The following is a 13,539-nucleotide window of genomic DNA, read 5'->3' as shown; positions in this document are numbered from 1 at the left end:
ATCCTCAACTCATTGGGGTAGGTTCAATCGTCATGCCGGCACTTAAGCCTTGCAGACCCTCAACAATGACTTGATCTCCTGCTTTCAAGCCAGAGGTCACTAACCAACGATTATCAATTGCATCGCCTAGAGTAATTTTTCGTTGCTCGGCTTTATTCTCTTTTCCAACAATCCAAACAAGTGGATTTCCTTCTGCGTCTCGGAACAGCGCACCTTGAGGAATTAAGACGCTGTTAGGACGTGTTCCCGTTCCAAGTTCTGCCCGCACATACAGGCCGGGCAATAACGCATTATTGGGGTTGGGAAATGCTGCACGTAAGGTGACACTTCCTGTCGCCTCATCTACAGCAACATCACTAAACTTAAAAGTCCCCTGTACTGCATAGGCAGTGCCATTCTCAAGCTTCAAACGTACTGAAAGTTCAGTCGGTTTTATTCCATTTTCAGTAAGCTGTTTACGCAGTGCCATGTATTCATCACTCGACTGAGTCAAATCGACATACATGGGGTCCAGTTTTTGAATCGTTGCTAAAGGATCTGTTTGAGCAGAGGTGACTAAAGCCCCACGTGTAATGGATGAACGTCCTATTCGTCCTGAAATTGGCGCACTAACTTGTGTGTAACGTAAATTGGTTCGTGCTGTTTTCAGTACAGCTTCATTTACGGCAACAGTCGCTTTCGCTTGCTCATATGCACTTTGAGCATTATCAAGCTCTTGCTGACTCACCCCATTTACTTTAATTAATTCTTTATAACGCTCGGCTTGAAGGCGAGTCGAATTTACAGTGGCTTTTGCTAATGCAAGATTACCAGCGGCTTCATCCACACTATCCCGATAGAGTGATGAATCAATTTTATAAAGTGGCTGCCCTTTATTTACTTGCGTACCTTCCTTAAATAATTGCTCTATTACTACTCCATTGACTTGTGGACGGACCTGAGAAATTTCAGAGGCCACCGTTCTACCAGCCAATTGATAGGTAGATTCAATCGTCTCTGGTTTTATAGTGATCGTACTCACCTGCTGAATATTTTTAGGGGCAGGCTGATCAGAATCACATCCATTTAAAAAAACAAATAAAGGCAATAAATATATAAACTTACGGTAATTAAAACTTAGATCAAGCATATCTGGGACCCCAGACTTATAGACAATTTATTTACTTTACTGTAAAGTAAATAAATAAGATGTGCAAGAAAACCGATATGTTAAAAAAATCTCCAGGTCGTCCCTCTCGAATTCGCCCTACTATCATTGCTGCAGCACGCGAACTATTTCTAGAACATGGGTTAGAAGTCCGCTTAGAGACTGTTGCTGCAAAAGCCGGTACAAATCGACAAACTTTATATAACCACTTCCCGACCAAGACAGCGTTACTCATCGAAGTCTTTGATCATTTAAAAGCAGAAATGGAAGCACCTTTCATTGAGCAGCATGAATTGAAAAATAAGCGTCTAGATCAATTATTGTTAGAAATTGGACAGTCTGTACAAAATCATTTTTATCATATTGACGTCATTCGCCTGCAAAGATTGCTGATTATTGCCTTAGTTGAAATGAAAGAAATTCTTCCTAAAATTCAGCAACGTACTCAAGGGAATATTAAAAGATCTTTAACCGATATTCTTGCAACTGCACACAATGCTGGTATTGTTAAAATTGATCAGCCAGAGGAAGCAACAAAGGCTTTCCTCGGTGCGGTAATGGGCTATACCTATCCCGCTACGTTGATTAGTGGAAACATTCCAACTCCAGAAGAACTAAAACAGTTAAATGAAGAAGTGTGTCGTACCTTTTTAAAAGCATGGCAATATAAAGAATAGCCCCACAACAAAAGCCCTTATGACAAAAAGGGCTTTTTTAAATTAGACATTTAAACGTCGTATCAATTATTAATGGCTTGAAGAAACATCCAGCAAACTCATTTAAGCAGATTTAGCATGGATATTTTCATGCTTCATTCATCCTATTTAAACTGCTTCAAAAAACATTCTAATATCATCTCTCTATCCCCTACTTGAGCCGAGCTTAAAAGCTGAATAATGGTTCCCTCAATCATATATAAAAATAATTTGGCGTCCTGAAAGGAAACATCGGTTTTTAGTTTTATTAACTGACTATAGATTTCATTAAGCAACCATGTTCTATATCTCATTGCGGTTATATAGGCTTTTGGATAGGTCAGTTTGATCTCAAAAGTTGCTTTAAATAATAGATAATAAAACCCCTCCAAATCGGTGTGTAAGACATAAAGTTTCTTAAGTTTATCCATCACACTTGTTTGACTGGTGTACTCAACCATTGAAACTACTTTTTCTTTTAAACGTTCTTTTTGCACAATCATGCAGATTTCAATGAACCGTTCTTTAGAGTGAAAATAATGATAAAAAGTCGCTTTTGGAATTTGAGACTCTTTCACAATTCTGTCGACTCCAACCGTATGAAATCCGTGATGGTGAAACAGATCAATTGATTTATTTACAACTTGGATGGCACGTGGGGAGATCACTAAATTTGGCATAGTTTTACCGTTATGAAAATTCTTGTTGTATGTAAACGAGATACTTTTTTGGGAGAAAAAAAGGCATAGCAAAGCCGTTAAGACTGTGCATGGCACATCTCAAGTTTTATTGTTGATTAAGTTTTTGGTCGCGACGAATTAAAACCTGAAAGCGCTAATCGCTATCAAGCTGCTTATAAATTTAAGTCGTGTCGATATAGACTTTGGCAAAGGCTGCCAAGAAATAGTGGATGTACAAAGCCAACTCCTTTTTATTGGGAGTTCTGCCAGACATGAATAGGAATTATGGTGGCAGAACGAAAGGGGGTTAGCAGACTGGCTCAAGACCCAGCACACCCGAAGGTGTCCCCCTTCCGTCCTACCGCTACAAAAAGGGAGACGAACGGGTCTACATCAAAAAAATGAATTTTTTCAATGTTCTTGAGCACGGTCTGCTAAAACCGGCTGGCAATGTGGCCAGCAGGCAAAGAATAGTGCCCTGTCCTTTTACAGTCAAGCACACAAAATGACATTTGTTTTAAAATAGATCATTAAAAAGTAAGGATAAATAATGAGAGAGTTATTGTTTAAGTGGGGTTTATAAAGGCATAAAAACAGAAAAATTAGTAAACAACTATTTGTTATGTTTACACGAATATTCAGTGTAAGGAAAATGATAGATCTTCATTTGAATTAAATTTAAAAGTTATTACACAAACACTGATAATTATAAAAACACTATTCTGTAGACGCGATAAAATTTAAAAAAATGATTTTTACATAAGGCATCGGATGAACAGACAGAAAATTGGTGTAGATCTTGGAGGTACTAAATTATTAATATTATGTGATGAAATTGAGGAGATATTTAGTACAGGAATTTCATTCACCCCAGAAGAATTAATATCACACCTACAATCTTTTATTTTAAAACATGGAGTTAAACCCGAAAGCATAAGCCTAGCAGTGCCGGGTTTAGTTAACGAATATGGGCACATTGTTAATTGTGATGTCCTCCCTGCATTTATAGGTTGGCAGGGAAATGAAGCATTAAAATTACTATGTAGTAAAACAATTATCTTAAATGATGTAAAAGCTGCCATGCATGCGGAACTAAATGATTCCTCGGTTCATGCTGCAAGCGGTATTATTATGATTGGGACAGGTATTGGGGCTGCATTCATAACAAATGGAAAACCCCTACTAGGAGCTAGTGGTTGGGCTGGTGAGCTAGGTTACTTACCAATAAAAAGTAATGAAGGAATTAAGCGTTTAGATGAAGTTGCAAGTGGCTCAGCAATTACCAAGCAATGTGCACTCAGCCCATCTAATCTAGCATTAATGGCTAACAATGGAGATCAAGCAACTTTAACTGTTATAAAAGAGGCAGGTACTGCTTTAGGTCTTGGAATAGCAACTGTTATTAATCTTTTAAACCCATCGCAATTAGTAATAGGAGGAGGAGCAATAGAATTACCCGGTTATTTAGACGCGGCTTTAAAGTCTGCTAAAGAAAACTGCCTTCCTGAGCTTTGGCAAGATTGCGACATATCAAAAGTAAAAGCGGGAAGAAAAGTAGCCGCTTTAGGTGCTATACGTGCAATTGAACAATAAAATAATATGAGTATCTTTCTGATCCGACATGCTGAGAGTGAAGCCAATATTAATGGAAAAACCCTTTCGCATGCTTCAATTGCTTTAAGTGAATTTGGACATAAACAAGCTCAAGCACTCTGTTCACAACTACCTAAAATTGATCATGTAAATGCATAAGATTACTGACCTAATCTTTAAAGAGGTCGAATAGAGCTTTTCAGTAAGGTTGAAACCAAGGTTTCTTTGGTGCAGTACCAGTATATGCAGGACTAACTTTAATTGGCCCCTGACCTTTTTCGCATTGTTGAACACCCCATTCACTCGGGCGAAAACGTGCATTGGGTCCATCGGGTTCAGGTTTACCAAATTCTTTTGCAATATCATAATGAATGGATGGAATTTCAAGTAACACGATCTCTCCACGAGAACAGGTGATGGTGGGACGCTTCGTATCGTAAACCCATTTACCATAACCATTTTCCTCATTAGGGTCAAAGCGCATAACTGGACCTATTTGCTGATCCCATGCCAATTCCATTCGAGGAGGTTCCATCGCAGTTACCCACATTCCAGCGACTTGTACAGGATGAGGAAAACGTACAGCTTGTAATCCCCGTAAACTCAAGGGTAATTGAGGCTCACCGTTGTCAAAAGCATCATAACGACTGATTAAGCTCCCTTTGGGAATCAACAGTTCTCCATATGGCGCATCTTGAGATAAAATGAAATGGCTGCGACTTTCTTTATAATGCTCTTTAAGTGCAAACTCATACCCTACCGATGCAATCATATAAAATAAATAACCTGCCCATAGGTCACATATTAGTGCCAATACGGTAATGAATAATGTCTTTCGAGAAAAAAACCTAACAGGCTTTTGAGCCTTATTTCGCCAAAAGAATAGTGCTTTCACCAACAAGCCTAGTGTTAGTACAACACCAATTAATGGAACAATAAACAACAGAAAAATTGTGAAAAAAGAGAATGGCTGTACCGGTATCATAATTTTTAAATCTTTAACTTCATATATTTTTATATGCACCCATTATTATAGATACTTAATTCATTTCATACGAGGTGTATTGATTTTTTAGGAAAATTCAAAAAAATATTTAGGCCCAAGATAGATTCTCTAAAGGGATCAAAAAGAATTTTTTCATTACACTCAATAGCTTTTTCTAAAAAGCTTATTATTTTAGAAATTTCATCTATAAAAGCTGTATAAATTTCAATTAGTTTTTTAAATTCGTTAATTAATTGATAAAGCTGTCTGTCACTATATAAATCGTAATCTACATATGAAAGATCAGAAATAAATGGAAGTGTTTCCTGATCAAAAATTGAAACTAAAATATCTGCAAATTCTTTTTGTATTTGGTAGGCGAATAAAGATTCGCCTTCTTTCATAGACTTAAATGTCCAAATATGCATTAAATACATTCTTAAAATTTTTCCTAAAGCTTTCCAATTTTCATAATATTATAAAAATATCTTATTATGTATTTAATATATTAGATATTAATGAATGTATAAATTATTATAGTTTAGCTATAAAAAGCCCCTGTTCTATAGAAGCATTTTCAATTAAATTATTTATAAACCCAAGGCACGACCAGTGAACCAATCCAAGTAGATTTAGCCGAGATATTTTCAGATTTACGAACACAGCAGACATCAGCACCACTACTCTAAAAATATAATCTCACTCCTGAAATCTATGAATATTTGCAAGAGTTTAACTATTTATTGAGTATAAATGGTAATACCAATATGGATGACCGTAGAGTTTGAATGGATGCTTATTGAAAAAAAATAGATTACTCAATAGACCCTTAAAACTGCCTAACTAAAGTAGTGAGGCAGCGTATTTGATATGTAATTTATTTTAAAGAGGCGTTCCACAAATATCTGTGGTGCCTGTTGGATAAGTAAATTGTAGTTTTGAATGATCAGAAACTATTTCATATGATATTTCTTTACCAAGGGCACTAGAGTTAGAAGCATAAAATCCCTCTTCAATTGCAATAGCAAACTTCATTTTGCTTAATGGAGTTGTATAACTCCATGTGTATCCCCTATCTACACCATTTACAATATAACCAATTTTCTTGCTGATTTGATTGTAATAAATTCCCACTCTAACTGTTTCGTTTGCTAAAACTTCTTTTTGTGTCTGATTTGGGGTTATGTTTCCAGAAATAGAACTCATGAACAAATTTTGCTGTGAACCATACGCACTTCCAAAACTTGGTGCGGCAAAAACAATACCGTCATAATTACTTGTTCCTGTGATAAATCCTGAAGCTAGTTCATTTGAGTTTAGATTTATTGGTTTCTTGAAAATATATTCAAAAGCAATCACATTAGACTGAGCAATATTGGTATCAGTTTTAGTTTTTATCAGTGTTCCTATGTTTATATTAGCCAAAGCCTTAGTTAACACTTTCTGTCCAGTTATTGTTATATAGTTGCTTGGATTTGGTGTCCCTTCTGGTGTTTGTGAAGCGCTTGGATCAATCTCTAAATCACCAATTTTACATTCGGCCCAACTCTGTACACTGATAATTAATAAGCTAAGAATCAATATATTTTTTTTCATTATTTCACCTTAATTTTATTGTGATTTTTGATTGTATGGTAAAAATTTAAGGTTTAGAAATTTTTCAGATAAAGAGACAATAAGTTAAGTATGCTAAGAATTATTTGATAGCTAGTCTTCTAAAATTAATATAAATCTAGTTCCGATAACTTTGGATTTCCTTTAAAAATAAATGAAACAAAAGCTAAGCCCCTATTACCGAGACTTAGCTTTTAAAAATAATTTTAAATTAAAAAATTACTTATTTGATGTCTGCAAATTCAGAAACAGGTTTGTTCACTTCAACTTTTGTTCCACCGAATTTTTCGCTCACAAACTTTTGAACTTTAGGTAAGTGGTAAAGTTCACCAAGTTTTGTATAGATCGGGTCGTTTTTGTTCGCTTCAGCAACACCCAACAAATTCACATAAAGCTTTGTAGACTGGTCAATAGGCTCACGGAAGATAGAATCTTTCATTACATTGAGACCACCCTCAAGTGCCAACGTATTACCTAACACAATCGCGTCTACATCGTTTTTAACACGAACGGCTGTAGTCATTTGAATTGGTTTTAATTGTAAGTTTTTAGGGTTTTCAACGACGTCATTGGTCGTCCCTTTTACAGGGTCAAAGTCTGGTTTGAGTTTAATCAGTTTAGCAGACTGTAATAATGTTAAAGCGCGCGCTTCATTGGCAGTATCGTTTGGAATCGCGATAGTCGCGCCTTGTGGGAACTCTTCAACAGATTTAACTTTATTTGCATAAATACCCATTGGCTCTAGGTAAGTTGTCGCAACAGCAGCAACTTTAGCTGTATTTGAAGAGTTATAAGCTGCCAAATAGTTAAATGACTGGAATGCATTTACGTCTTGTTCGCCACTTGCTACAGATGTATTCAATACAACATAGTCAGTCAGGTTAGTCACTTCGAGTTTAATGCCCGCTTGAGCAGTTTCAGGAAGCGTTGCAACGTATTTCCATACGTCAGTGTCTGAACCTGTTGATACCAGTTTAATAGTTCGAACTGATTCAGTTTTGTCTTTAGCTGATGCTGTATTTTCAGTTTTTGCAGGTTCTTTATTACATGCGGTCAGTGTTAGAACAGATGCGCTGAACAGAACACTAAATAATTTTTTCATAGATACATCCTAAAATAGGAAACGCCTATCTTACAAAAGAGTTAGGCATTGCCAACCAATGGGTCAAAATACAATTTTGGGGCGGAAATAATTTCCAGATATCGGGTTTAGAAAACTGAATTCAGCATCATTCCTTCCTTGAACTTGCTCGCTGAACAATAGAATTATGTTTTGAAACAGTTTCTAAATATTGGCTCATCATATATCAATAAATGAATATTCTACAAATAACTTGTTCAATTCTGATATATAGAAGCTTAATTGGTAAGATATTGAAAATAAAAAACATATTATATAAATATAGTAATTTTGATTAAAATATATACTTATTTGATTTATATGAAATTTTCAGGATTTATTAGCAGTATTTAAGCTAAATCTTACTGTAATGTAGACACTAGGCGTAAAAAAAGCCCTTGTCGTTAACAATGGCTTTTTTAAGAATCTGGTGGAAGCGGTGAGATTCGGACTCAAGAAATTACTTTTGAATAGATTCCATTAAAATTCAGCCTAATAACCATCGACTAAACCCCAAATTTATTTTATAAAAACTATAAAATGTAATAAAACATACACTTTAAACTTAATAAAGAGCCCACTTTAAGGTGGGCCTTTATTACTTCTTTTTCTTTGCGCTGATCAAGAAGGTTAATATAAAAAACAATAATCGAATTACAATATTAAATTACACCTCCTTACAAAAAATTAAAAAACAAAGGTACTTAATAAATCCACTTAAAAATTCTTATTATTAAGAGATTTACTATCTTTCCCTTAAAGCTTCTTTTGCTTTATTAAAAGGTTTAATCAAATAATCTAATATAGTTTTCTCACCTGTTTTAATATCTACAGTAGCTACCATACCCGGTGTAATATTAAAGGATTTTCCATTTTTATTAGTTAATTTATCTGAATCTGTACGAATATAGACTCTATAGTAAAACTGATCCTGTTTAACTTCATCACGTAAAGTATCTGGTGAAATAACTGTAACTGTCCCCTTTAAGCCGCCATAAATAGAATAATCATAAGCAGTGATTTTAACTAAGGCTTCTTGACCTGGTCGAATAAATGCAATATCTCTTGGCGATATACGAGCTTCAACTAGAAGTTTTTCATCTAAAGGTACAATTGTCATTAATTTCCCATTTTGAGAGATAACCCCTCCTATAGTCATAACATCAATTTCTTTAACAATTCCACGAACTGGTGATTTAAAAATTGCTCGTTTAAGCGTATCAGATTTACCTTTTACGATTTGGGATTGGGTTTCCACATCAGTATTTGCTTTTGCTAATTCTTCACGAGATTTAACTAAATATTGATTTTGAATATCATTCATTTGGTTTATTAAGTCCGTTGCTTGTCGTTTCAAACGTAATACTTCAACGTCACTGGCAGCCCCTTTAGCAACAAGCGGTTCAGTCATTGCCAATTCTTGTTGTACTAAAACTAAAGCTTTTTTTAATCCAGCTAATGACTCTTCTAAATTTGAACGTCGAGAGTGATAAAGGGCCGTTTCCTCATTCACAAGTGATTGAACTTCTAATACTTCTTTTGGAAATACTAAAGCTGTTCCATTTACTTCAGCATTTAAACGTGCAGCGGTTGCCTTAGAAGAAAGAAGCAATGATTTTGTCTCCCCAACATTTGATGCAAATCGAGTTGGATCAAGTTGTGCAAGATTTTGCCCCTTTTCAACAATTTCGCCTTCTTTGACATTAAGTTTAGTCAGAATCCCACCTTCTAAAGATTGAATAGTTTGTTCTTTTGATGAAGGGATAACTTTTCCAGTGCCTGTAGAGACCTCTTCTAATTTAAATGACCAAGCCCAAATTAGTAGAAATAGAACTCCAAAACAGATAATCCATATAAATAGACTAACTTTAGGTAAGGGTTGTCCTAATTGTTTATTCTTATTAGGAAGAGAAAAATTTAACTGTTTATAACTCATGATTTGGCTCCTATTTGTTGCTTAGGTTGAGATAATTTCAAAACCTGCTCTTTAGGACCATCCATTACAATTTTTCCATTATTAATAACAATTACACGGTCAACTAATTCCAATATTGCCTGTCGATGAGTAGCAACAATTAGTGTTTTATTGCCTAACCAACTCTGAAGTTGTTCAATAAATTGCTTTTCTGAAACATCATCAAGAGCAGCTGTAGGTTCATCTAGTAATAAGATATTAGGCTTTCTAATTAACAGCCGAGCCAGTAATAAAGCTTGTTTTTGTCCACCAGAGAGACCAACTCCACCCTCTAAAATTTGATAATCTAAACCTTCCTTTTTCTCTTGTAGAAAATCTAATGCTCCTGAGAGATTTAATGCTTTTAAAATATCTAAATCAGTAGCTAGTGGCGCTCCTAATTTTAAGTTCTCTCGAATTGAGCCAAAGAATAAATGAGAATTTTGGTTCAAAAGCCCTACGTCTCGACGTATATCTAATGGATCAATTAAACCTAAAACGATATCATCAAGCTTAATCTGACCTTGTATAGGCTCTTGCATACCAGCTAATAACTGTAATAAAGAGGATTTTCCTGCACCATTACGTCCTAAAATTGCAATCCTCTCCCCAGCTTTAATAGTAAGCTTCGGAATTACTAATATTGGTTTTCCATCAGTTTGGCTATATCTAAATTCAACCTGATTTAACTCATAATTTCCGAATAATGCAGGCCTATGAATGAGATGTGTGTGAGGAGGTTGATCAACTGGCTTTTTCATAAGTTCATCTAAACCAGTTTTAGCAACTTTAGCTTGCTGTAAACGCCCTAATACTCCCGAGATTTGTGCAATAGGCCCTAACATTCTAGATGAAAGGATTGAACAAGCTACCAACGCACCAGTTGTCATTTCACCTTTCATAACAGTAAAACAACCGACAAGTACAACAATTGCAAAAGCTAAACCTTGTATTTTTTGAGTCCATGCCATCATAATGCCAACTAACTTACGTTGGCGCATTGAAATATCAGCTGCAACCTCATTCATATGATTCCATTGATTTTGGAATCGTGATTCAGCCCTTAATAACTTTATATCTTCAATTCCTTGAACAGATTCAACCAACAAAGCATTTCGTATTGCACTTTCTCGCATTCCTTCTGAAGCTAATTTCGCCAATGGTTTTTGAATTAAAATACCAGGAATAATCATGAGTGGGACTACAACTAACATTACCCAAAACAAGTTCCCGCCAATCAACCAAAAAATAATAAGAAACAAGAAGAAAAATGGTAAATCAGCAATTGCTGATATTGTTGTTGATGTTACTAAGTCTCTAACACCTTCTAACTCTCTAATTTGTGAAATGAACGTGCCTGTTGATTTAGAACGCTCTTTATTTTTTATTCTTAACGCATGTCCAAATACCAAATCTGAAATACTTAAATCAGCGCGTTTTCCTAAAATATCAGATAAATAAATACGGGCTACACGCAAACTAAACTCAAATATCGCTGCTATTAATACTCCTCCTGCTAATACCCACAAGGTTGGTACAGATTGAGCAGGAATAACTCGGTCATACACATTCATAGAAAAAACTATAGTTGCTAATGCCAAAATATTTGCAACCAAAGAAGCAAACATAATATCTATATATCTTTTCCAATCACGTAAAATGATTGCCCAGAACCAGCTTGCTTCATATGGTTTTATATATTCATCGATACGGGCATCTGGCACAGATTTTTCGGGTCGTAAAATATAAATATTAATTACATGCGATTTAAGAACATCCAATGTAAATACTTGCGCTAAACCTTGATCTCCACTTAACTGAACACTTAAATTTTGATTCGCATCAATTTTATCTAGTACACCCACTTGGCCATCTTTCATTTCAACAATAACAGGCAAATGCCATGGGCTAATTTCGTCTAAGTTTAACTGGGCCTTACGATAATTCATTCCAATTTGGCGTGACGCCAATGTTAAAATTTCATCTATTGTTTGGTTCTGATGCCAGTCAAATTGAAGTCTGAGCTTCTCTTCCGATGGATCAATAAGATAATGTTTGGCAACAACTAAAATGGCTTGAAGCCATGGCTGATAATTAATTACATTGCTCATGGCTGAATTTGGAATCCTTGAATAGAAGTATTATTTAAACGATATAAATCTCGAGAACGGCCAGTTATTTTAATGAATTGTACTAAGTCGGAATAAATATCATATCGTGCAGCTTCTATTTCTTGAGCTGCGCTATGAATGGCTTGTTCAGCATTTAAAAGATCAACAACGGATCGTGTACCTAACTTATATTGCTCTTGATATAGCTCTTTTGTACGAATCGTAGAATTTTGGCGTTCTCTAAGAACCTGAATTTGTCTCTGTTTATTTTCTATTTCTTGACGAATAAGCTGTACTTGATCTGATACATCTAAATATACGGAGTCTAACTCTGCTTTTGCCGCTTCTTCAGCATAACTTGCAGCGCGCTCCTTGGAACGTGTAGCCCCACCTTGAAAAAAATCACTCGTTGTTTCTAGCATTATAGAATTATAAAAACCATCATCTTTATTATTATTTGGATTTCTACCATTTAATGCCTGACTTAAACTTCCTTTAATATTTATAGTAGGATAATTACTTAACTTCGTTTGTTCTTTTTTATATTTAGCAACTTGTATTGCAGCTTGTGCAGCCATCATTTCTGGAATTAATGTAAATTCTGTTTCATCATAAAGACCTGCATTTTCCACTAGATATTCAGGAATATTTATTTCTAAATTTGAAACGTTATATCCCAATAAATTACGTAATTTTTGTTGATACTGTTTAAGTTGAGTTTCTTGAACAATTTTATTCGACTCAGCAGCTTCTAAGTTCGACTGTGCTTGTACAGGATCTGCTTGACTACTAATACCCGCATTTGCACGTAGATTTGCAATTTCAGCAATACGTGCTATACCATTAATTTGTTGATCGGCTATACGTAAAATTTCTTGATAGCGTTTAATATTAACAATGGCATTTGCTGTTTGATAAGCAATATCATCAATATTTGCTAAAGTGTTTGCTTGTTCTTGAATTAATTTAGCTTTTTCAATATCAACAGAGCTTTTAACTTTTCCAAAATCATATAACATTTGAGATGCTGAAATCGTAAAAAGTTGTCTTCCTCGCTCTCCTGAAGTTAAATCAGCTGTCGTAAGTCCGCCCGATATTTGAGGATAATATGCAGCTTTAGCCACATCAATACTCGCGCTTTGTCCAGCCATAGTAGCTATGCTCTGAGTAATTTCTGGACGACGTTGTAAAGCCTGATGTATGGCCTTAGTAAAATCCAGCTCTTGTTGTTCCCATCTTAAATTTTCGCTTGGAATTTCTCTCATGAAATTCTTCTCTGATATATTTGAAGAAGTCACTAATGGTAAAGCTTCGAGACCTGATCTTTCTTCTAAGCTAAAATCACTCAAATTTTGGATACTTACTTTTAGAAAATTATTTTCTGTTTCTTTTCCAGAATATTGGCTCAAGTGATTTTTCGCAGCATTTAAATAACTCTTAAATGTATCTGCATGAGCCTCTGCTATAAATAAAAAGAAAGGAGAAAATAAAATCCACCCTAATCTTAATTTCATGAGTGTCATTTTAAAAAAACTATATTAAATCTAAGACTTACGGACTATTAGATTAAAAAACATTCAAATAAATAATCTTTTAATCAACATAAAATAGAAATAAAAAAGGTTATAGATCTATGACCT

Annotated in this window: 12 protein-coding genes; 3 read left to right on the top strand and 9 right to left on the bottom strand. The window is 35.0% G+C overall.

The features are described 5' to 3' along the window. Window positions 1–4: 4 nt before the first annotated feature. Window positions 5–1,129 carry a multidrug efflux RND transporter periplasmic adaptor subunit AdeD gene (gene adeD, locus AC52J8_RS04550; protein ID WP_086399753.1) on the bottom strand — a complete coding sequence of 375 codons (1,125 nt, stop codon included), beginning with the start codon at window positions 1,127–1,129 and terminating at the stop codon, window positions 5–7. 77 nt (window positions 1,130–1,206) lie between these two features. Between adeD and AC52J8_RS04545 the strand changes: the two genes are divergently transcribed. After that, a complete protein-coding gene (locus tag AC52J8_RS04545; RefSeq protein ID WP_208753382.1) occupies window positions 1,207–1,824 on the top strand; it encodes a TetR/AcrR family transcriptional regulator in 618 nt (205 codons plus the stop codon). 143 nt (window positions 1,825–1,967) lie between these two features. Here the strand turns inward: AC52J8_RS04545 and AC52J8_RS04540 are convergent, their stop codons facing one another. Next, window positions 1,968–2,522 (bottom strand): TetR/AcrR family transcriptional regulator, encoded by a 555-nt coding sequence (locus AC52J8_RS04540; protein WP_208753383.1) that lies wholly within the window; start codon window positions 2,520–2,522, stop codon window positions 1,968–1,970. Window positions 2,523–3,293: 771 nt separating this feature from the next. On the opposite strand from AC52J8_RS04540, the gene AC52J8_RS04535 reads away from it, so the two are divergent. Both AC52J8_RS04535 and AC52J8_RS04530 read left to right on the top strand, forming a co-directional pair. Next, a complete protein-coding gene (locus AC52J8_RS04535; protein ID WP_208753384.1) occupies window positions 3,294–4,115 on the top strand; it encodes an ROK family protein in 822 nt (273 codons plus the stop codon). Window positions 4,116–4,121: 6 nt separating this feature from the next. Next, window positions 4,122–4,274, top strand: coding sequence for a phosphoglycerate mutase family protein (locus AC52J8_RS04530; RefSeq protein ID WP_014207433.1), 153 nt, complete (start codon window positions 4,122–4,124; stop codon window positions 4,272–4,274). Window positions 4,275–4,314: 40 nt separating this feature from the next. Here AC52J8_RS04530 and AC52J8_RS04525 read toward each other — a convergent pair whose 3' ends face one another. The 7 genes from AC52J8_RS04525 to AC52J8_RS04495 form a co-directional block, all read right to left on the bottom strand. Then, complete coding sequence (locus tag AC52J8_RS04525) at window positions 4,315–5,058, bottom strand: hypothetical protein (RefSeq protein ID WP_496538912.1); 744 nt, start codon at window positions 5,056–5,058, stop codon at window positions 4,315–4,317. A 107-nt stretch (window positions 5,059–5,165) separates the two neighbouring features. Then, window positions 5,166–5,528 carry a hypothetical protein gene (locus AC52J8_RS04520; RefSeq protein ID WP_208753385.1) on the bottom strand — a complete coding sequence of 121 codons (363 nt, stop codon included), beginning with the start codon at window positions 5,526–5,528 and terminating at the stop codon, window positions 5,166–5,168. Window positions 5,529–5,982: 454 nt separating this feature from the next. Continuing rightward, window positions 5,983–6,696 carry a DUF4882 family protein gene (locus AC52J8_RS04515; RefSeq protein WP_126646342.1) on the bottom strand — a complete coding sequence of 238 codons (714 nt, stop codon included), beginning with the start codon at window positions 6,694–6,696 and terminating at the stop codon, window positions 5,983–5,985. Between the two features lie 241 nt (window positions 6,697–6,937). After that, on the bottom strand, window positions 6,938–7,816 hold the full coding sequence (locus tag AC52J8_RS04510; RefSeq protein WP_002118503.1) for a MetQ/NlpA family ABC transporter substrate-binding protein: 879 nt from the start codon (window positions 7,814–7,816) through the stop codon (window positions 6,938–6,940). A 763-nt stretch (window positions 7,817–8,579) separates the two neighbouring features. Beyond that, window positions 8,580–9,770 carry an HlyD family type I secretion periplasmic adaptor subunit gene (locus tag AC52J8_RS04505; RefSeq protein WP_161282562.1) on the bottom strand — a complete coding sequence of 397 codons (1,191 nt, stop codon included), beginning with the start codon at window positions 9,768–9,770 and terminating at the stop codon, window positions 8,580–8,582. Beyond that, on the bottom strand, window positions 9,767–11,899 hold the full coding sequence (locus AC52J8_RS04500) for a type I secretion system permease/ATPase (protein WP_161282563.1): 2,133 nt from the start codon (window positions 11,897–11,899) through the stop codon (window positions 9,767–9,769). The genes AC52J8_RS04505 and AC52J8_RS04500 overlap by 4 nt, the downstream gene beginning before the upstream one ends. Further along, entirely contained in the window at window positions 11,896–13,422 is a 1,527-nt protein-coding gene (locus tag AC52J8_RS04495) for a TolC family outer membrane protein (protein ID WP_208753386.1), read from the bottom strand. The genes AC52J8_RS04500 and AC52J8_RS04495 overlap by 4 nt, the downstream gene beginning before the upstream one ends. Window positions 13,423–13,539: the final 117 nt, after the last annotated feature.

The organism is Acinetobacter sp. S-1 (genome assembly GCF_059579785.1).
Note: the sequence above shows the minus strand (reverse complement) of the source record. Positions and strands in the feature narration are given on the sequence as shown.